This is a genomic window from Novosphingobium sp. BL-A-41-Hi4A-0G, assembly GCF_055521735.1.
This window is the reverse complement of record NZ_CM145501.1, coordinates 2,849,380-2,866,678: the sequence shown is the minus strand read 5'-3', so window position 1 is coordinate 2,866,678 and position 17,299 is coordinate 2,849,380. Positions and strand designations below refer to the sequence as shown.

Genomic DNA, 17,299 nt, shown 5'->3' with positions numbered 1-17,299 from the left:
CCGTGACCGGGCCTTCAGTTCCGTCCTGCAGTTCTGCTCTACAGGGGTTTGTCGTAGATCACGTACGTCTTGTTGACGTGGCTGTCGATCGCTTCGGCGATGGCGTTCATGCCCTGGTTGTCCTCGAGGATCCAGCCGATCTCGCCGCGCGTTGCGCCATATTCGCGGATGGAGTTCTGGCGGATCGCCTCGATCATCATGAAGGCGAGCTGGCTGGCGAGGCGCGAGGCCTGCAGCCGCTTTCGCACGCCCATCAGCGGTACGCGCATCGTGCGCACGCGGGGCTTGCGCAGCCATAGCAGGAGTTTGGCCCAGTTGAACGGAAACAGGCTGCCGCCCATCGGCTTGATCGCCTCGTTGAGGTCGGGCAGCGTCATCATGAAGGCCACCGGCTCGCCCTCGTACTCGGCGACCATGATCAGGTCCTCGCGCACGATCGGCTTGAACTTCTTGCCGGCGTACTTGATCTCGGTGTCGGTAAAGGGAACGAAGCCCCAGTTGTCCGACCAGGCATCGTTGAGGATGTCGAGGATCAGCGCCGCTTCAGAATCGAACTTTGACCGGTCGACGTTGCGGATGCGGATCTTTGCGTTCTTCTGGCCTGACTGGACGATGCGCTGGATCAGCGGCGGGAAGTCCTTCGTGATGTCCAGCTCATAGGTGTTGAGCGTCTTGGCCGGCTGGTAGCCCAGCGCCTTGATGTAATCGTCATAGCGCTTGGGTTGGTGGCCCATCATCACTGTGGGCGGATGGTCGAAGCCGCTGGTGAGCTGGCCGGGCTCTTCCCAGATCGACATCGACAGCGGGGCCAGGACGCGGGTCATGCCCTTTTCGCGCAGCCATGCCTCGGCACGGGCGATCAGCGCCTGCGCCACCGGTTCGTCCTCGGCTTCGAGCAGGCCCCAGTTGCCGGTGCCCGGGCCCATGCCCTGCGAGGGGTCCATCGCCACGGCCAGATGGTCGATATGCGCGGAGATACGGCCCACGACCGCGCCACCCCGGCGGGCGAGGAACAGCTGGACGTCGGCGTGCTCGAAGAACGGGTTCTTGCCGGGCGTGATCAGCTCCTCGGCTTCCATGCGCAGCGGCGGAACCCAGTTCGGATCGGTGGCATTCAGGCGATAGGCGATATCGACGAAGGCCTTGCGGTCAGCCTTGCCGGAAACGGGAGTGATGATTACTTCGCCTTGAGCCACGATCTTGCCTTTGTTTGCGGGTAAGCGGGTTTTCGCCGGGAGGACTGCGGTCCGGACCGGCGCATTGTCAAGCCACGGGGCGCTGGTGGGGACGCCCGATGGCAAAAGCATGGTGCAAAAGCCGGACCAAGCCGGCCAGATACGGGTCTTACTGGAATTTGTGGCATGATTGCGACCGAGACGCTTGATACCCCCGCAGCCGTCGGTTCTTCCGCTTCGGCCAATGCAACTGCCCCGTTGCTACCGCGCGGCCTTGCCGGCACGCCTGATGACAAGGAAATGCTGCGTTCAGCGGTTGAACTGACGCGCGATATCGCGACGGCACGCCCCGATATCTATTGGCCGGACATGCTTGGCTCTGCCGCACTCGGTTATGCCGCATTGGCTGGATCGATCCTGATCGACAACCCGCTGGTAGCGACGCTTTCGGGCGTGGTTGCGGCGTTGGCGCTCTACCGGGCGCTGCTGTTCATCCATGAGCTGACCCATATCCACAAGAATGCCCTGCCCGGCTTCCGCTTTGGCTGGAACCTGCTGGTCGGCATCCCGATGCTCACGCCTTCGCTGATGTATGAAGGCGTGCACACCCTGCACCACGCGCGCACGCGCTATGGCACGGCAGAGGACCCCGAGTACCTGCCGCTGGCTCTGATGAAGCCGTGGTCGTTGCCGGTGTTTGCTCTTGTGGCGCTGCTCTTGCCGATCGGTCTGCTGATCCGCTCGGCAGTGCTGGTGCCGCTCGGCGCCGTGATCCCGCCCCTGCGCCGCCTGGTGTGGGAACGCGCCTCGGCGCTTTCGATCAACCCCGAATTCCGCCGCCGTCCGCCGGAGGGAGACTTCGCGCGGATGGTGTTCTGGCAGGAACTGGGGTGTTCCGCCTGGGCGCTGTTCGTGGTGTGGTGGAGCGCGACGCATTCGTGGCGGCCGCTGCTGATTGGCATCGCCGTGATTTCGCTGACCGCGCTGCTCAACCAGATCCGCACGCTCGTTGCGCACCTGTGGGAGAACGAGGGCGAAGCGATGACCGTGACCGGGCAATACCTCGATTCGGTCAACGTGCCGCCGCCTGCCGCGCTCGCGCCGCTGTGGGCACCGGTTGGCCTGCGCTACCACGCGCTGCATCACCTCCTGCCCTCGATGCCCTATCACTCGCTGGCCGAGGCGCACCGCCGGATTGTCAAGCATCTGGGCGCGGATTCGACCTATCAGAAGGGCAACTACAGTGGCTTGCTTCTGCTGGTCGGACGGCTGGCGCGCAGCACGATGATGCCGCGCTGATCAGGCGACTCTGCGGTTCCAAGGCATGGCGACAAGCAGCCGCGCCATGCCGCACCATCCGGTAACGCCTGCCATCAGCAGTCCTGCACCGACAAAGCCCGAGAGCAGGACAAAGCCCTGCGCCACGGTTAGTGACAGGATCACGCCTGCAAGGATCAGCAGGCCCGCCACGATCTGTACCTGCCGCATGATCTCCAGCGGAGCCTTGGCGTCGGTGGCAACCGGCAGTCCGGCCGCGCGCCAGCCGTCAAGGCCACCTTCGAGAATATAGCCGGGGCAGGCCGACATCGCGGCGAGGTGGGATGCATTGGCCGCAGTGCGCATGCCGGAACGGCAATGCCAGATCACCGCAGGATGCCCGGAAACCGGTTTCAGCGATGTCAGCGGCATGTTCGTTGCGCCGGGAATGTTCTGCCGACGATGTTCGTCGGCGTCGCGGATGTCGATGAGCCGGGCGCCGTCGTCGAGCAGCGCCTGAGCCTCGCCGGGTGTGATGGTTGGAAGCGTCATAGCCTCCATATATTAGAAATATCGCAAATTAGCAATATCTAATTTGAAGGGCTATTCCTCGGTGCGGATAAGCACCGTCTCTCCGATCAGCAGGAACAGCACGAAGGGGGCCCATGCGGCGAGCATAGGCGGATAAGCGCCGAAATTGCCCATTGCGAGCGCGGCATTGTCGAACACGAAGTAGGCAAAGCCCAGCGCCATGCCGATCACAGCGCGAACGAACAGGTGGCCGGAACGGGCCAGACCGAACGCGGCGACCGCACCTAATAGCGGCATGAGCAGCGCCGAAAGCGGTCCCGAAAGCTTGTGCCACCACTTGCCGTCGAGCTCGGTGGTGCGGAAGCCCGCCTCACGGATCGCGGAGAGCGAGCCGGTCAACTGCGTCAGCGATTCAGCGTCAGCATCGACCCGGCTTATCGTCACCTGCACCGGCTCGACCGTCTTGGCGAAGATCTCGTCGTGGCCCAGCGGCGTCTTTCGCGCGCTCTGCACGTCGAACATCACCGGCGCCTTGAATTTCCAGCCGGGGCTCACGTAGGCGGCAGACGGTGCGGTGACGATTTCCGTGACCATGCCGGTGGGGTCGCGGCGATACCAGCTGACACCTTCCATCCGCATCGCCTTGCCCTCGCCCGCGACCGAGCGTGCGAACAGGATGTTGGGCCCGTCCTGCAGCCAGACGTTGGACTTGATCGCGGATTCCTTCGGGATCGGCCCGTAATCCACATTCTGCCACGCCTTGAGCGTCGCGGTGGAGCGCGTAACGATCCGCTCGTTGAACGCGAATGTCACCGCAGATGTCGCGGCTGCCACGAGGAACAGCGGCGCAAGCACCTGGTGCGCCGAAAGACCTGCGGCCTTCATCGCGATGACCTCGCTGTTCTGGTTCAGCGTCATCAGCGTGATGATCGTCGCCAGCAGCACCGAATAGGGCAGAAACCGGCTGATCAATTGCGGCATGCGCAACGAAACGTAGGTCAGCAACTGGCCTTGCCCGTTGCCTGGGGCGGCCAGCACCTTGCCGCTCTCGCTCAGCAGGTCGAGCATCTGCAGCACCAGCACCAGCATCAGCAGCACCGCCACGATGCGCACCGCAAACATCTTGCCGATGTAGCGGGCGAGCGTTGGCGAGGGGAAGAATTCAAGCTGCATGGTCGGCGTCTTCCTGTGCAACGGGCACTTCGCCCGGCAGGCGCTTGCGCTCGAACAGCTTGCGCAGCGATCGCGCGATCTTGCCGAAGCCGGTTTCGAGCGCACCGATCGGCTGACCGCCAGGGACATAGGCAATGCGCCAGTACATCCACAGGATCAGCGCGGAGAACATCACGAACGGCCCCCACAGCGCCACCACCGGATCGATCCGCCCGAGGCTGGCAACGTCCTGCCCGTACTGGTTGACCTTGTGATAAGCGACCACCATCACGATCGACAGGAACACCCCGAGCGCCGAGGTCGAGCGCTTGGGGGGCACAGCCAATGCCACCGCGAGCAGCGGCAAGAGGAACATCATCACAACCTCGACCAGGCGGTAATTCAGGCTTGCCTTGGACTGGTTCCGGATCTCTTCGGAATAGCGGTCATTCCAGCCGATTTGCAGCAGTTCGGGCAGGAAGTATTCCCGGTCTGCATCGCCGCGTTGTCGGAACTGCTCGATCTTGGGCAGGTCGATCGGCAGGTCATGGCTGGCAAAGGTCAGCACGCGCGGTGAAGCGATTCCGGGGCCATCCTGCACGATCTGCCCGTCGGTCAGCCGCAGGATCACAGTGTCCGGGCTTTCCTTGTTGGCAAAGAAGCGGCCCTCGCGAGCAGAGATGACCATGACCTGGCCATTGGACGTTTGCAGGCGGGCGAAGATGCCACGCAGGTCGCGGCCCTCGTCTCGGCTCGAATCCACGCGCAGTGCGGTGCGGTCCTGCAGCGAATTGAACTCGCCCACCTTGATCGACGCCCCCAGCGCGCCCGAGCGCAGTTCGAACTGCAGTTGCTCGTAGTAGTAACGCGACAACGGCTGGAGGTAGCTGACGATAAGGAGGTTGAGCGCGGCAAGGCCGATGGCGAACATGTAGGGCACGCGCAGCAGCCGGGTGTAGGACAGCCCGACAGCGCGCATCACGTCAAGTTCGGAGCTCATCGCCAGCTTGCGGAACGCAAACAGGATGCCAAGCATCAGCCCGAGCGGAATGGCGAGGCTCGCATATTCGGGCAGCAGGTTCGCCAGCATCTTGAACACGACGCTGACCGGTCCGCCTTCCGTCGCCACGAAATCGAACAGCTTGAGCATCTTGTCGAGCACGAGCAGCGACGCGGCGAGGACGAACACCGAAAGCATCGGCACGAAGACGAGCCGGGCGATATAGCGGTCGGTGGCGGTGAGGAGTTTCACGTGGATGGCGCTATGGGATCTTTGGGTCGTCCGACGAAACTGGCGAAGAAACTGACGATGAATCTGGTCGTGCGATCATATTGGCTCGCCCGTGACAGTCACCCCTCCGGCCGGACTGGCCGACAGCAGGTGAACCACCGATGAGCGTGCACAGGGACTAGCGTCAAGCTCGGCCATGGGGAAGGGAAAAGCGGTAGAACAGCCAAGAGGTTAACTAAAGGTATGGAAAAACCAATCTGAAAGTTATAGTGCAGAAAAAGGTCGTTCCCTATCTGGAGGTTAGTCGATGTCGCATGAGCAAACCGGAGACGCCTGGTGGAGTGGCTTTGGCCGCAACGACGTTAGCCCGGACATGCTCGGCGATCTTGCGCAGTGGTGCGAACAACTCGGCCCCCACGAGCAGCGGCAGGGTTTTGATCGCGTGTTGCGCGAACTCGCCGATTTCGGAAACGAGCGGGAAGAAGCACTCAAGGGTGCGGCACTCGAGTGGATCGCACTTCTGGCCGACTCCGGCGCGTTCGAGAGCGCGGCGATCGCGATGATACCGCGCGATGCGATCTACACCGGTGGCCGGATGAAGGACGGCTCGTTCATCGCGCAAGTCATCCTCGACGGCGGCAGCAGCGCCCATTCGCGCGAGGCGGCGAGCCTGCCGATGGCATGGTTGGCGGCCTTGTTGCGCGCACTTGCGCGGCAGAGCGTGGAGCACCGCGCCGCAACATCTCACTGATTCACGCCAACGGGCAGGCTCATTCGCCTGCCTCCAGAATCGCAAAAGCCGGGCAATGACCCGGCTTTTCCCGTTTTCAGGCCCTGTCCCCGAAGGGGTCAGGCCTTCTCCAGCGTGCATTGCAACGGGTGCTGGTTCTGCCGGGCGAAATCCATCACCTGGTTCACCTTGGTCTCGGCGATCTCGTAGGGAAAGATTCCGCAGACACCGACGCCGCGCTGGTGGACGTGGAGCATGACGCGCGTGGCCTGCTCGAGATCCATGTGGAAGAAGCGCTTGAGCACCATCACCACGAATTCCATCGGGGTGTAATCGTCGTTCAGCATCAGTACCTTGAACTGGCTCGGCTTCTTCGGCTTTGCGCGGGTCTTGGTGGCGATGCCAATCTGGTCATTGCCGCCGGGCCCACGCGAATCATCGTCGCCGGCGCAGAGCGGCGCGGCGGACAGGTCCGTTCGGTCAGGGCGAATGATGCTCATGATGGCGGGAATATCGCATTCGCGGGCCCCATCCACAAGGGGCACGAAGGGGTTGGTCGGCACATGCAGACGAAAAGTTGCGCCAATACGACAAAGGGACCGGACGGAAAGCCGTCCGGTCCCTTGTTCGTTCAGGCAGCGCGAGGTGCGCCGCCACACGCCATCAGGCAGCGTGCTTGATCTTTTCGACCGCGAGGCTGACGCGGGTCGAGATCGGCTGGAATGCTTCGTTGGCAAGCTTCAGCATGGCTTCGCTGTTCTTCGAGCTTGCGGCAACCGCAGCGTCGAAGTTCTTGCGCAGCAGGGCCGACTGCTTCTCGAAGAATTCGGTGGGCGACTTGACCGTGGTCAGTTCCTTGACGTCAGCGGTCATCGCTTCGAAGGCCGACTTGGTTTCCTCGACGTAGCCCTTGGTCATTTCCTGCAGGCCGGTGGCGAGGATCTTCGACGATTCGACGACGGCTTCAACGTTACCCTTGGCGAAGGCGCCGGCATCGCCGAACGCAGCCTGGCTCTTCTCGAGCGCGGCCTTGGCCTTTTCCTGGGCGTCCTTGAACGCGGCGGTCATCTTTTCGGTGATTTCGGTGGTGGTAGCCATTGCGAACAGTTCCTTTCTTGGCGCCGGAGCCTTGAACTGGCTGACGCTCGCTTTCTTCACGCTGGGAGTGGCGGTGAAAGGACGCTGGGTTGCGGGCTTCACCGCGGCTGCCGGTGCAACCGCCATTGGCGGCTTGGCCGGACGGGCCTTGATTGCAGGCTTTGCGGCCTGTTTCACGGGCTTGGCCTTCACGACCTTGGGCTTGCGCGCATTGGGCGTGACGGCTTTGGCAACCGGAGCAGCGACCGCGTCCACCACGGGCGTTTCGGCGGGCTCTTCTGCTTCGGTGGTTGCAGCCACGGCAGTTTCGGCCTTGGGGGCGGAAACCTTCGGGGCACGGACCTTGCGCGGGCGAGCAGCCTTGGGCTGTTCGGCAACCGGCGCTTCGACCGTTTCTGCAACTGCATTTTCCGGTGCGGCTTCGGACGCGTCGGGCAGCGTTGCGGGTGCGTCCACCACGGGGGCGGATTCGGCCAGGCTGTCTTTCGTTTCTTCAACCATCATCGTAACTCCTGCTTGCGCGAGCGGCGAGATCCGAGGATCACTTCCACTCTTGCTGCAGTGCACAAAATAGGTTTTCGACGTCGAATGTCAAGAAATTTGTGCAGCGCACAAATTCCGGAACGGAGGCAATAAACTCCGACTTATTGGTGGCTGGGTCAGCGGCTGCGGACGTAGCGGCCCGGGGCGTCCTCGATCACGCTGTCGCCGCGTGCGCCGGGAACGCGCTTGCCCTTCGCCGGAACCTGCGCAGGAGCTTGCTCGCGGATCCACTCGATCCAGTCTGGCCACCAGCTTCCCTTGGTTTCGCGGGCTCCCGCCACGAACTCTTCCAACGTCGAGGGATTATCGGGATTGAGCCAGTACTGGTACTTGCCAGAATCGGGTGGATTGACCACGCCCGCGATATGGCCCGACCCTGCCAGCAGGAACTTCCATGGGCCGGACAGATGCCGGGTCAGTTTCCATACGCTGTTCGGCGGCGCAATATGATCCTCGCGCCCGGCCTGAATGTAGCAGGGTGTTGCAATGCGGCGCAGATCCACCGGCGTGTTGTCGACCACCATCGCATCGGGAATCACCAGCCGGTTGTCGCGATAGAGATCGCACAGATAGGCCTTGTGCCATTTGCTCGGCAGGTTGGTCGTGTCACCGTTCCAGTGCAGGAGATCGAACGCCGGATAGTCCTCGCCCAGCAGGTAGTTGTTGACCACGTAGTTCCAGATCAGGTCCGTCCCGCGCAAGGCGTTGAACGTGGCCGCCATGTAGCGCCCGTCGAGATAACCGTCGGTCGAAAGGCTCTCCAGCATCTTGAGCTGGCCATCGTCGATGAAGTTCTTGAGTTCGCCCGCATCATCGAAATCGACTTGCGCCGTGAAAAACGTCGCGCTCGCCACCTTGTCGCCTTCGCCCCGGCGCGTAAGCACCGCCAGCGTCGCCGCGAGCGTCGTTCCGGCCACGCAATAACCGATCGTATGCACCGCAGGCACTTTCAGCCGCGCACGCACGTGGTCGATCGCTTCGATCTGGGCGCAGACGTAATCGTCCCAGACAATCTCCGCCATCGAGGCATCGGCCGATTTCCACGAGACCACGAACACCGTCAGCCCCTGCGCCACGGCCCAGCGGATGAAGCTCTTCTGCGGGTTGAGGTCGAGAATGTAGAAGCGGTTGATCCACGGCGGGAAGATAAGCAGCGGCGTCTCGAACACCTCGTCCGTGGTCGGGGTGTACTGGATCAGCTGATACAGCGGCGTCTCGTGCACCACTTTGCCCGGTGTCACCGCAATGTTGCGGCCAAGTTCGAACGCGTTGGGATCGGTGTGGGTGAGCTGACCCTTGCGCAGGTCATCCAGCAGATGCTCCACGCCCTTGACCAGATTTTCGCCGCGCGTCTCCATCGTCCGCTCGATCACCACCGGGTTGGTCAGCGGGAAGTTTGCGGGCGACAGCGCGTCCGTCACCACCTTGGTGGCAAAGCGCAGCTGCTCCTTTCGCTCGGGGCTGAGCCCTTGCGCTTCATCCGCCATCTGCTGGAGCTTTTCCGAGAGAAACAGATAGGTCTGGTGGATCAGGGCGAAGGCGGGCTGTTCGTGCCAGCGCTTGTCCTTGAAGCGGCGGTCCTGACGCGGAAGGGCAGGGGCGGCGCTGCTGCCGGTTCCGGCCGAGACGAACTGTCCCATCACCGACCCCCACAGCGCCATGCCTTCGTTCCACAGCTTCGCCTGCGTCTCGGCATGGGTGATCGGCAGCTGGCCGGCCATGGCCATGAAGGTCTGCGTCCACTTGCCGATGTCGCCCAGCCTGTTCAGCATCGGCTCGACCTGCCCTGCCTGCTCGGCGCTGAAATCGAGCCACATCTTCTGCAGCTTGGCTGCCGACATCGCCCAGTGCTGCAGGTCGGCAGGGTCGGTCGAGACGGCTTCGGCACCCGGCACCAGCGGCGCGAACATGGCCCGCATGGCCTCGCCCTGCTGGCGGAAGAGGTCCTCGAACACGATTGAGTCCCCAGAGGAGCCCAAAGGCGAATCACTCACCGTCTTGTCCGTCATTACCGTTCCCTGCCGTTACGTCATGGCCTTGTTGCAACGATCTATACACGCCGTGTGACAGCTTGTTAGCCCGCAGATGCATCTGCCGGACGACATCATGCGTCTATCGAGAGCAAGGTTTCCACAAGGGGGCAATTGGCGTAAGGGCCAAGCTGCGGCGATCCTGCCGCGCCTTTCGACGAGTATTCAACCGTGGACGAAGAATTCTACCGCATGAAGCGCCTGCCGCCCTACGTCATTGCCGAAGTCAACGGCATGCGGGCCGCCGCGCGCGCCGCCGGTAGGGACATCATCGACCTCGGCATGGGCAACCCCGATCTTCCCCCGCCCGATCACGTGATCGAGAAGCTGTGCGAAGTGGCGCGCAAGCCCGATGCGCATGGCTATTCGGCATCCTCGGGCATTCCCGGCGTGCGCAAGGCGCAGGCCAATTACTACGGCCGCCGTTTCAATGTCGATCTCGATCCCGAGACCGAAGTGGTGATGACGATGGGCTCGAAGGAAGGCCTTGCCAGCCTCGCCACCGCGATCACCGCGCCCGGCGATGTCGTGCTCGCCCCGAACCCGAGCTACCCGATCCACACCTTCGGCTTCATCATCGCCGGAGCGACCATCCGCTCGGTGCCGACCACGCCCGACGAGCGCTACTGGGATTCGCTCGACCGCGCGATGAAGTACTCGGTGCCGCGCCCCTCGATCCTGATCGTCAACTATCCGTCGAACCCGACGGCCGAGACGGTCGATCTCGCATTCTACGAGCGCCTTGTCGCCTGGGCCAAGGAGAACAAGGTCTGGATCCTGTCCGACCTTGCCTATTCCGAACTCTACTTCGACGGCAACCCGACCCGCTCGATCCTCGAAGTGCCGGGTGCCAAGGACGTGGCGGTCGAATTCACCTCGATGTCCAAGACCTTCTCGATGGCGGGCTGGCGTGTCGGCTTCGCGGTCGGCAACCAGCGCCTGATCGCGGCACTGAAGCGCGTGAAGTCCTACCTCGATTACGGTGCCTTCACCCCGATCCAGGCCGCCGCCTGCGCCGCCCTCAACGGCCCGCAGGACATCGTGCTGAAGAACCGCGAGCTTTATCAGAAGCGCCGTGATGTCATGGTCGAAGCCTTCGGTCGTGCCGGGTGGGAGATCCCCAGCCCCAAGGCCTCGATGTTTGCCTGGGCACCGCTCCCGCCGGCACTCAAGCACCTTGGCAGCCTCGAGTTCTCCAAACAGCTGCTCACCCATGCCGAAGTCGCGGTTGCCGCAGGCGTCGGCTATGGCGAGGACGGCGAGGGCTACGTGCGCATCGCCATGGTCGAGAACGAGCAGCGCCTCCGCCAGGCCGCGCGCAACATCAAGCGTTACCTGCAGTCGATGGGCGTCAATTCTTCGGCCGCCTGAGGCTAACTTGCACTGAAAGCGCGCTCCTCGTCATTGCGAGGAGCGAAGCGACGAAGCAATCCAGAGCGGTGCTGCGCCGACGCTGGATTGCTTCGCTCCGCTCGCAATGACGAGCGATGAACACCATCATCCGTCAAATCAGGAGACTGGACCCCCGCAGCGGGCTGGGGCAACCTGCTCACCGGAAACCAGAACGGATGCCTGCAATGAACTTCCACGAGCGCGTCACCGTTACCATCGCGGACCACGTCGCCCATGTCCTGCTCGACCGGGCGGACAAGATGAACGCACTGGACGATGCCATGTTCGAAGCGATCGTCGCGGCGGGCCATCACCTTCACGGCGAACGCGGCGTGCGCGCGGTGGTGCTGTCGGGCGCAGGTCGCTCGTTCTGCGCGGGGCTCGATCTGTCTAGCATGGGCAACACGTCCCGCTGGAAGGATGAAGGCGACGGGGGCCTTACCGCCCGCACCCACGGCAATGCCAACCGTCCGCAGCAGGCGGCTATGGCATGGCGCAAGCTGCCGATGCCGGTGATCGCCGCTGTCCACGGCGTCTGCTTCGGTGGCGGCCTGCAGGTGGCAAGCGGCGCGGACATCCGCTTCATTGCGCCTAATGCGCGGCTGGCGGTGATGGAAGTGAAGTGGGGCCTTGTCCCCGACATGGCCGGATACGCCCTGTGGCGCGGCAACGTGCGCGACGACGTGTTGCGCGAACTGACTTACACCCACCGCGAATTCAGTGGCGAGGAAGCCGTTCGCTTCGGTTTCGCCACCCATGTCAGCGCCGATCCGCTCGCCGATGCGATGAAGCTCGCGAAGGACATCGCATCGAAGAGCCCCACCGCCGTGCGCGGGGCCAAGCAGTTGTCGAACCGCACGCCAGACATGACCGTCGACGAAGTGCTCATGGCCGAATCGGTTGCCCAGCACGAACTGATGTATTCGAAGAACCAGATCGAAGCCGTGCGCGCCGGAATGGAAAAGCGCCCGGGCGAATTTGTCGATCCGTAACAGTCTGGTAGGCCTGCTCGGATGAAGGCCATTCACGATCCTACCGGCGCGCTTGCATCGGGTCTCGCGGCGATCCGTCAGCAGTTTCAGGTGCCGCAGGGCTTTCCTCGCGAAGTCCTTGCCGCCGCTGAACTTGCCGCGTTGAAGTCTCCGGGCGCTGAACACGAGGACCGCACCGACCAGCCTTTTGTCACGCTCGATCCGGCCAGTTCCACCGATCTCGATCAGGCCTTCCATGTCGAGGAAGCGGGCGACGATCTCCTGCTGCACTACGCCATTGCCGATGTCGCATGGTTCGTGGCCGACGGCGATCCGCTCGATGTCGAGGCGTGGAAGCGCGGCGAGACGCTCTACCTGCCCGATGGCAAGGCCGGGCTCTATCCGCCTGCGCTGGCCGAAGGCGCGGCCAGCCTTCTGCCCCAAGGTCCGCGCCCGGCGGTTGTCTTCACCGTCCGCCTCGGCCCCGATGGCGAGGCGCGGCTCGATGGTGCCTGCCGTGCCCTGATCCGCAGCCGCGCCAAGCTCGCCTACGACAGCGTCACCGATGCAGACCTTCCGCCTGCTTTCGCCCGCTTTGCCGAACGTGTGAACGATGCCGAAGCGGCGCGCGGTGCCGCCCGCGTCGATCCGCCCGAACAGGAAGTCGAGGCGCTGGGCGACGGGCGCTATGCCTTGTCCTTCCGCCCGCTGCTCGCCTCGGAACGGCGCAACGCCGCGCTGTCGCTGGCAGCGAACCTCGCCATTGCCGCCGCGCTCCAGCAGGCAGGCACCGGCCTGTTCCGCGTCATGGCAGGCCCGAGTGCCAAGGCCATGGCGCGCCTGCGCAGCACGGCGGCGGGCCTTGGCCTTGCGTGGCCCGAAGGCATGGACCTCAAGACGCTCGAACGCGGCCTCGACCAGCGCAACTCCGCCCACGCCGCCTTCATGCTCGCCGTCCGCCGAGCCGGAACCGGCGCAGGCTATGCGCCATGGATACCCGGCGTCACCCCATGGCACGAGGCGATTGCCGCGACCTACGCCCACGCCACTGCGCCATTGCGCCGCCTCGCCGACCGCTACGTGATCCGTGCAACGCTCGCCGTCGCCAATGGCCAGCCTCTCGATCCGCAAGTCGAGGACGCCTTCCGCCGCCTCCCCCGCGTGATGGCCAAGGCCGAAGCCCTCTCCGGTCAGATCGAGCGCGCCGTGATCGACCTTGCCGAAACCGTCCTGCTCCACGGACGAGAGGGCGAGACGTTCAAGGCTTGCGTGACAGACTCGGATGGCGATTCGGCTCGCGTGCAACTGCTCGGCCTGCCCATCGTTTCGCGCGCCCGCATTCCCGGCGCCACGCCCGGAGCCCGGGTCGACTTGCGCCTCGCCGCGGTCGACAGCAAGGCCCGCCGCCTCACCTTCGCCCCGGCTTGATCACCCGCGCGCAAGAACCCCTTGCGGCAAGCCCCCGTTCCGGCTAACCGCGCCGAACCACGCAGCTCCTGCGATCGAGGCCCGATGGCGGAGTGGTTACGCACCGGATTGCAAATCCGTTTACGCCGGTTCGATTCCGGCTCGGGCCTCCAGCATTACAGGCACTTACGGCAAACGATGATGACCCTTGGTTCCATGTGGGGGACTTTGCGAGGGAAAGTTGTTGTGCAGGGGATTCAGACCCTCAAATCCATCGACCGAGCAGCAAGATTTGGAGGCTCTGAAGGAGTCTCGCAGCGGGAGTCTGGCAAGGGGACTTTCGAGCCGCGCGTTGAAAGACACCGAGTCGCCAGACGCCATTTGCGGTTCTATGTTTCGGCAGAACTCACAGAGGTGGCTTTTGCGGAAAAGTCGACTGAGAATTCGCGGCTTGATTCAAGGCTGTCTCTCGGAAACGGCGTCGCGCGAGGTGATTGGGTCGAGGAGCCTCTATCCACGAAATCTAGAGCAGCCCAGCCTCGCCACTGATCTGTGCCGTGTCATCGGCCACGACGGGGCGTTGCGTGCCCCAGTGGATCGAGCTCCAGACCCGCTCGTGGAAGTAGTAGAGCCCGATCTTGGTGATCACTTCGGTGCCGGCAATGGCACCGGCGGCTTTGGCGCTGCCGGTGAACAGCAGGCTGAGCAGGAAGGTGTCGATGCTCCCTAGCGCGCGCCAGCTGATTGCCTTGATGACCGAGCGGGAATGGTTCTCGTGCCCGTGAAACAGAATCATTCGCGGTTCCCCATGCCCGACCTCTTGGGCTCCCTTAAATCGTGGGAGCCCAACCGAGAAGCGCATTTACGATGCGCTCTGCTGCGTCCTCGGGTGATTCGGTGGTGGTATCGACGCGGAAGTCCGGGCTCTCCGGGGCTTCATAGGGACTGTCGATCCCGGTGAAGTTCTTGAGCTGGCCGGAGCGGGCCTTCTTGTAGAGCCCCTTGACGTCGCGTGCTTCGGCCACTTCCAGCGGGGTGTCGACGAAGATCTCGACGAACTCGCCGTCTGCCATCAGCGAACGCACCATTTCGCGTTCGGCGCGGAAGGGACTGATGAAGGCGGTCAGCACGATCAGGCCGGCATCGGTCATCAACTTGGCCACTTCACCGACGCGGCGGATGTTCTCGATGCGGTCAGCCTCGGTAAAGCCCAGGTCCTTGTTCAGGCCGTGGCGCACGTTGTCGCCATCGAGCAGGAAGGTGTGCTTGCCGACCGCATGCAGGCGCTTCTCGACCATGTTGGCGATGGTCGACTTGCCCGAGCCCGAAAGCCCGGTGAACCAAAGCACCTTGGGCTGCTGCTGCTTGAGAGCGGCATGGGCCTCGCGGCTCACGTCCAGCGCCTGCCAATGCACGTTCTGCGCACGGCGCAGGCTGAAGTTGAGCATGCCGGCCGCGACTGTGGCGTTGCTCATCTTGTCGATCAGCACAAAGCCGCCCAGCGTGCGGCCATCGTTGTAGGCCTCGAACACGATCGGCTTGTCGGTGGCGATCTCGGCCACGCCAATGGCATTCAGTTCCAGCGTCTTGGCCGCCAGATGCTCCATCGTGTTGACGTTCACGACGTACTTCGGCTGCTGCACGGTGACCGAGACGGTCTGCGTGGCGAGCTTGAGCCAGTAGGCGCGGCCGGGCAGCATGGCTTCGTCATTAAGCCACACCAGCGTCGCCTCGAACTGGTCGGCGGCCTGTGGCGGATTGTCAGCCAGAGAGATCACGTCACCGCGCGAGCAGTCGACCTCGTCGGCAAGGCACAGCGTGACCGACTGGCCTGCGACGGCCTGATCGAGATCGCCATCGAGCGTGACGACGCGCGTGACCTTGCTGGTCTTGCCCGAGGGCAGGACGCGGATTTCGTCGCCCGGCTTTACCGAGCCCGTTGCGATGAGGCCCGAGAAACCGCGGAAGTCGAGGTTGGGGCGGTTGACCCACTGCACCGGCATGCGGAATGGCTTGTCGGCATCGACCGAGGACAGGACTTCGACCGTCTCGAGATGCTCGACCAGCGTCGGGCCCTTGTACCACGGGGTGTTGGCCGAGGGCGTGGTGATGTTGTCGCCCTTGAAGCCGGAGATCGGCATGGCGGTGAAGCTCTCGATGCCGATCGAGCGGGCGAACTCGGTGTAGTCCTTGACGATGGCATCGAAGACGACGGGATCGTAGTCGACGAGGTCCATCTTGTTGACCGCGAGGACGATGTTGCGGATGCCGATCAGGTGGCACAGGTAGGAGTGGCGGCGCGTCTGTACCAGCACGCCCTTGCGCGCGTCGATCAGGATCACGGCCAGATCGGCGGTCGAGGCGCCGGTCACCATGTTGCGGGTGTACTGCTCGTGGCCGGGGCAATCGGCGACGATGAATTTGCGCTTCTCGGTGTTGAAGAAGCGATAGGCGACGTCGATGGTGATGCCCTGCTCACGCTCGGCGGCGAGGCCATCAACCAGCAGCGCGAAGTCGATCTCCTGCCCTTGCGTGCCAACCTTCTTCGAATCGTTCTCGAGTGCGGCGAGCTGGTCTTCGAAGATCATCTTCGAATCATAGAGCAGGCGGCCGATCAGCGTAGACTTGCCATCGTCCACCGACCCGCAGGTGATGAACCGCAGCATGGTCTTGTGCTGGTGCTGCTCGAGATAGGCGTCGATGTCCTCGGCGATGAGGGCTTCGGTCTGATAGATTACGTCCTGCGTGGTCATCAGAAGTACCCCTGCTGCTTCTTCACTTCCATGCCGGCGCCGCCGGCATCCTTGTCGATCACGCGGCCCTGGCGTTCGCTTGTGGTGGTCAGCAGCGTTTCCTGGATCACTTCCGGAAGCGTCTTGGCGGTGCTTTCCACTGCGCCCGTCAGCGGGAAGCAGCCCAGCGTGCGGAAGCGGACCGACTTCATCGTGATCTCGGGGCGATAGCCCAGCACCCTTTCAAGGCGGGGGATATCGTCGGCCATGAACAGCTGGCCTTCCCACTCGTAAGTCGGGCGCTCGTCCGCGAAGTAGAGCGGGACGATCGGCACGTCGTTCAAGTGGATGTACTGCCAGATGTCGAGCTCGGTCCAGTTCGAGATCGGGAAGACGCGGATCGACTCGCCCTTGTTCTTGCGGGCGTTGTAGAGGTTCCAAAGCTCGGGGCGCTGGTTCTTGGGGTCCCAGCCGTGGCTGGCGGTGCGGAACGAGAAAATGCGCTCCTTGGCGCGGCTCTTCTCCTCGTCGCGGCGTGCACCGCCAAAGGCTGCATCGAAGCCATACTTGTCGAGCGCCTGCTTCAACCCTTCGGTCTTCCACATGTCGGTATGGAGCGAGCCGTGATCGAACGGGTTGATGCCCTTCTCGGCGGCTTCGGGGTTCTGGTAGACCAGCAGTTCCATGCCGCTCTCGGTCGCCATCTTGTTGCGCAGCGCGTACATGTCCTGGAACTTCCAGGTGGTGTCGACGTGCAGCAGCGGGAACGGCGGCGGCGAGGGGTAGAAGGCCTTGCGCGCAAGGTGCAGCATCACCGCGCTGTCCTTGCCGACCGAATAGAGCATGACGGGATTGGTCGCCTCGGCCACCACCTCGCGCATGATGTGAATCGCCTCGGACTCAAGTCGCTCAAGGTGCGTCAGGGTCTTCTTATCCAATGTCACGGTCAGGCGCTCCGTTGTTGCGTTGCGGCTCTTTGCGCGATTCGCAGGTAAGTCGGTGCTCCCATTTGGGAGTGATGGCCAAAAGGCAAAACTTTGATGCTATAAA

The 17,299-nt window shown here is 63.4% G+C and carries 15 protein-coding genes and 1 tRNA gene; 6 read left to right on the top strand and 10 right to left on the bottom strand.

Annotated elements, in window-relative coordinates; genetic code table 11:
* Positions 1-38 precede the first annotated feature (38 nt).
* The gene (locus ACZ1JX_RS13825; RefSeq protein WP_465124097.1) at positions 39-1,196 is read right to left on the bottom strand and encodes a GNAT family N-acetyltransferase; all 1,158 of its coding nucleotides are present in this window, start codon (positions 1,194-1,196) and stop codon (positions 39-41) included.
* 165 nt (positions 1,197-1,361) lie between these two features.
* Here ACZ1JX_RS13825 and ACZ1JX_RS13820 point away from each other — a divergent pair, with 165 nt between their 5' ends.
* Complete coding sequence (locus ACZ1JX_RS13820; RefSeq protein ID WP_465124095.1) at positions 1,362-2,474, top strand: fatty acid desaturase family protein; 1,113 nt, start codon at positions 1,362-1,364, stop codon at positions 2,472-2,474.
* On the opposite strand, the gene ACZ1JX_RS13815 is transcribed toward ACZ1JX_RS13820, so the two are convergent.
* From ACZ1JX_RS13815 to lptF, 3 genes are read right to left on the bottom strand one after another with little or no spacing between them, the layout of a single operon-like run.
* Entirely contained in the window at positions 2,475-2,984 is a 510-nt protein-coding gene (locus ACZ1JX_RS13815) for a rhodanese family protein (protein ID WP_465124094.1), read from the bottom strand.
* Positions 2,985-3,035: 51 nt separating this feature from the next.
* A complete protein-coding gene (gene lptG / locus ACZ1JX_RS13810; protein ID WP_465124093.1) occupies positions 3,036-4,136 on the bottom strand; it encodes an LPS export ABC transporter permease LptG in 1,101 nt (366 codons plus the stop codon).
* Positions 4,126-5,367, bottom strand: a complete 1,242-nt coding sequence (lptF, locus tag ACZ1JX_RS13805) for an LPS export ABC transporter permease LptF (protein WP_465124092.1) — start codon at positions 5,365-5,367, stop codon at positions 4,126-4,128. Before lptF ends, lptG begins: the two co-directional genes overlap by 11 nt.
* Before the next feature lie 286 nt (positions 5,368-5,653).
* Here lptF and ACZ1JX_RS13800 point away from each other — a divergent pair, with 286 nt between their 5' ends.
* A complete protein-coding gene (locus tag ACZ1JX_RS13800) occupies positions 5,654-6,097 on the top strand; it encodes a hypothetical protein (RefSeq protein ID WP_465124091.1) in 444 nt (147 codons plus the stop codon).
* A 98-nt stretch (positions 6,098-6,195) separates the two neighbouring features.
* Here ACZ1JX_RS13800 and clpS read toward each other — a convergent pair whose 3' ends face one another.
* The 3 genes from clpS to ACZ1JX_RS13785 form a co-directional block, all read right to left on the bottom strand.
* Positions 6,196-6,576 (bottom strand): ATP-dependent Clp protease adapter ClpS, encoded by a 381-nt coding sequence (gene clpS, locus ACZ1JX_RS13795; RefSeq protein ID WP_465124090.1) that lies wholly within the window; start codon positions 6,574-6,576, stop codon positions 6,196-6,198.
* Between the two features lie 163 nt (positions 6,577-6,739).
* Positions 6,740-7,678: a phasin family protein gene (locus ACZ1JX_RS13790; protein ID WP_465124089.1), complete on the bottom strand. Its 939-nt coding sequence runs from the start codon at positions 7,676-7,678 to the stop codon at positions 6,740-6,742.
* 155 nt (positions 7,679-7,833) lie between these two features.
* Positions 7,834-9,726, bottom strand: a complete 1,893-nt coding sequence (locus ACZ1JX_RS13785) for a PHA/PHB synthase family protein (protein ID WP_465124088.1) — start codon at positions 9,724-9,726, stop codon at positions 7,834-7,836.
* Positions 9,727-9,918: 192 nt separating this feature from the next.
* On the opposite strand from ACZ1JX_RS13785, the gene ACZ1JX_RS13780 reads away from it, so the two are divergent.
* From ACZ1JX_RS13780 to ACZ1JX_RS13765, 4 genes are all read left to right on the top strand, one after another.
* Positions 9,919-11,118, top strand: coding sequence for an LL-diaminopimelate aminotransferase (locus ACZ1JX_RS13780; RefSeq protein WP_465124087.1), 1,200 nt, complete (start codon positions 9,919-9,921; stop codon positions 11,116-11,118).
* 197 nt (positions 11,119-11,315) lie between these two features.
* Complete coding sequence (locus tag ACZ1JX_RS13775; RefSeq protein WP_465124086.1) at positions 11,316-12,131, top strand: crotonase/enoyl-CoA hydratase family protein; 816 nt, start codon at positions 11,316-11,318, stop codon at positions 12,129-12,131.
* 21 nt (positions 12,132-12,152) lie between these two features.
* Positions 12,153-13,538, top strand: a complete 1,386-nt coding sequence (locus ACZ1JX_RS13770) for an RNB domain-containing ribonuclease (RefSeq protein ID WP_465124085.1) — start codon at positions 12,153-12,155, stop codon at positions 13,536-13,538.
* A gap of 78 nt (positions 13,539-13,616) precedes the next feature.
* Positions 13,617-13,690 (top strand) — tRNA-Cys (locus tag ACZ1JX_RS13765).
* 350 nt (positions 13,691-14,040) lie between these two features.
* Here the strand turns inward: ACZ1JX_RS13765 and ACZ1JX_RS13760 are convergent.
* From ACZ1JX_RS13760 to cysD, 3 genes are read right to left on the bottom strand one after another with little or no spacing between them, the layout of a single operon-like run.
* Positions 14,041-14,313 (bottom strand): DUF2061 domain-containing protein, encoded by a 273-nt coding sequence (locus ACZ1JX_RS13760; RefSeq protein WP_465124084.1) that lies wholly within the window; start codon positions 14,311-14,313, stop codon positions 14,041-14,043.
* 34 nt (positions 14,314-14,347) lie between these two features.
* Positions 14,348-16,270, bottom strand: coding sequence for a sulfate adenylyltransferase subunit CysN (gene cysN, locus ACZ1JX_RS13755; protein ID WP_465124083.1), 1,923 nt, complete (start codon positions 16,268-16,270; stop codon positions 14,348-14,350).
* Positions 16,270-17,193 carry a sulfate adenylyltransferase subunit CysD gene (gene cysD / locus ACZ1JX_RS13750; protein WP_465124082.1) on the bottom strand — a complete coding sequence of 308 codons (924 nt, stop codon included), beginning with the start codon at positions 17,191-17,193 and terminating at the stop codon, positions 16,270-16,272. The genes cysN and cysD overlap by 1 nt, the downstream gene beginning before the upstream one ends.
* Between the last annotated feature and the right edge of the window lie 106 nt (positions 17,194-17,299).

Excerpts from the sequence above, each read along its gene's own strand:
- ACZ1JX_RS13820 (WP_465124095.1), top strand. The coding sequence starts at position 1,362 with ATGATTGCGACCGAGACGCTTGATACCCCCGCAGCCGTCGGTTCTTCC.
- ACZ1JX_RS13815 (WP_465124094.1), bottom strand. The coding sequence starts at position 2,984 with ATGACGCTTCCAACCATCACACCCGGCGAGGCTCAGGCGCTGCTCGAC.
- lptG (WP_465124093.1), bottom strand. The coding sequence starts at position 4,136 with ATGCAGCTTGAATTCTTCCCCTCGCCAACGCTCGCCCGCTACATCGGC.
- ACZ1JX_RS13800 (WP_465124091.1), top strand. The coding sequence starts at position 5,654 with ATGTCGCATGAGCAAACCGGAGACGCCTGGTGGAGTGGCTTTGGCCGC.
- clpS (WP_465124090.1), bottom strand. The coding sequence starts at position 6,576 with ATGAGCATCATTCGCCCTGACCGAACGGACCTGTCCGCCGCGCCGCTC.
- ACZ1JX_RS13790 (WP_465124089.1), bottom strand. The coding sequence starts at position 7,678 with ATGATGGTTGAAGAAACGAAAGACAGCCTGGCCGAATCCGCCCCCGTG.
- ACZ1JX_RS13785 (WP_465124088.1), bottom strand. The coding sequence starts at position 9,726 with ATGACGGACAAGACGGTGAGTGATTCGCCTTTGGGCTCCTCTGGGGAC.
- ACZ1JX_RS13775 (WP_465124086.1), top strand. The coding sequence starts at position 11,316 with ATGCCTGCAATGAACTTCCACGAGCGCGTCACCGTTACCATCGCGGAC.
- ACZ1JX_RS13770 (WP_465124085.1), top strand. The coding sequence starts at position 12,153 with ATGAAGGCCATTCACGATCCTACCGGCGCGCTTGCATCGGGTCTCGCG.
- ACZ1JX_RS13760 (WP_465124084.1), bottom strand. The coding sequence starts at position 14,313 with ATGATTCTGTTTCACGGGCACGAGAACCATTCCCGCTCGGTCATCAAG.
- cysN (WP_465124083.1), bottom strand. The coding sequence starts at position 16,270 with ATGACCACGCAGGACGTAATCTATCAGACCGAAGCCCTCATCGCCGAG.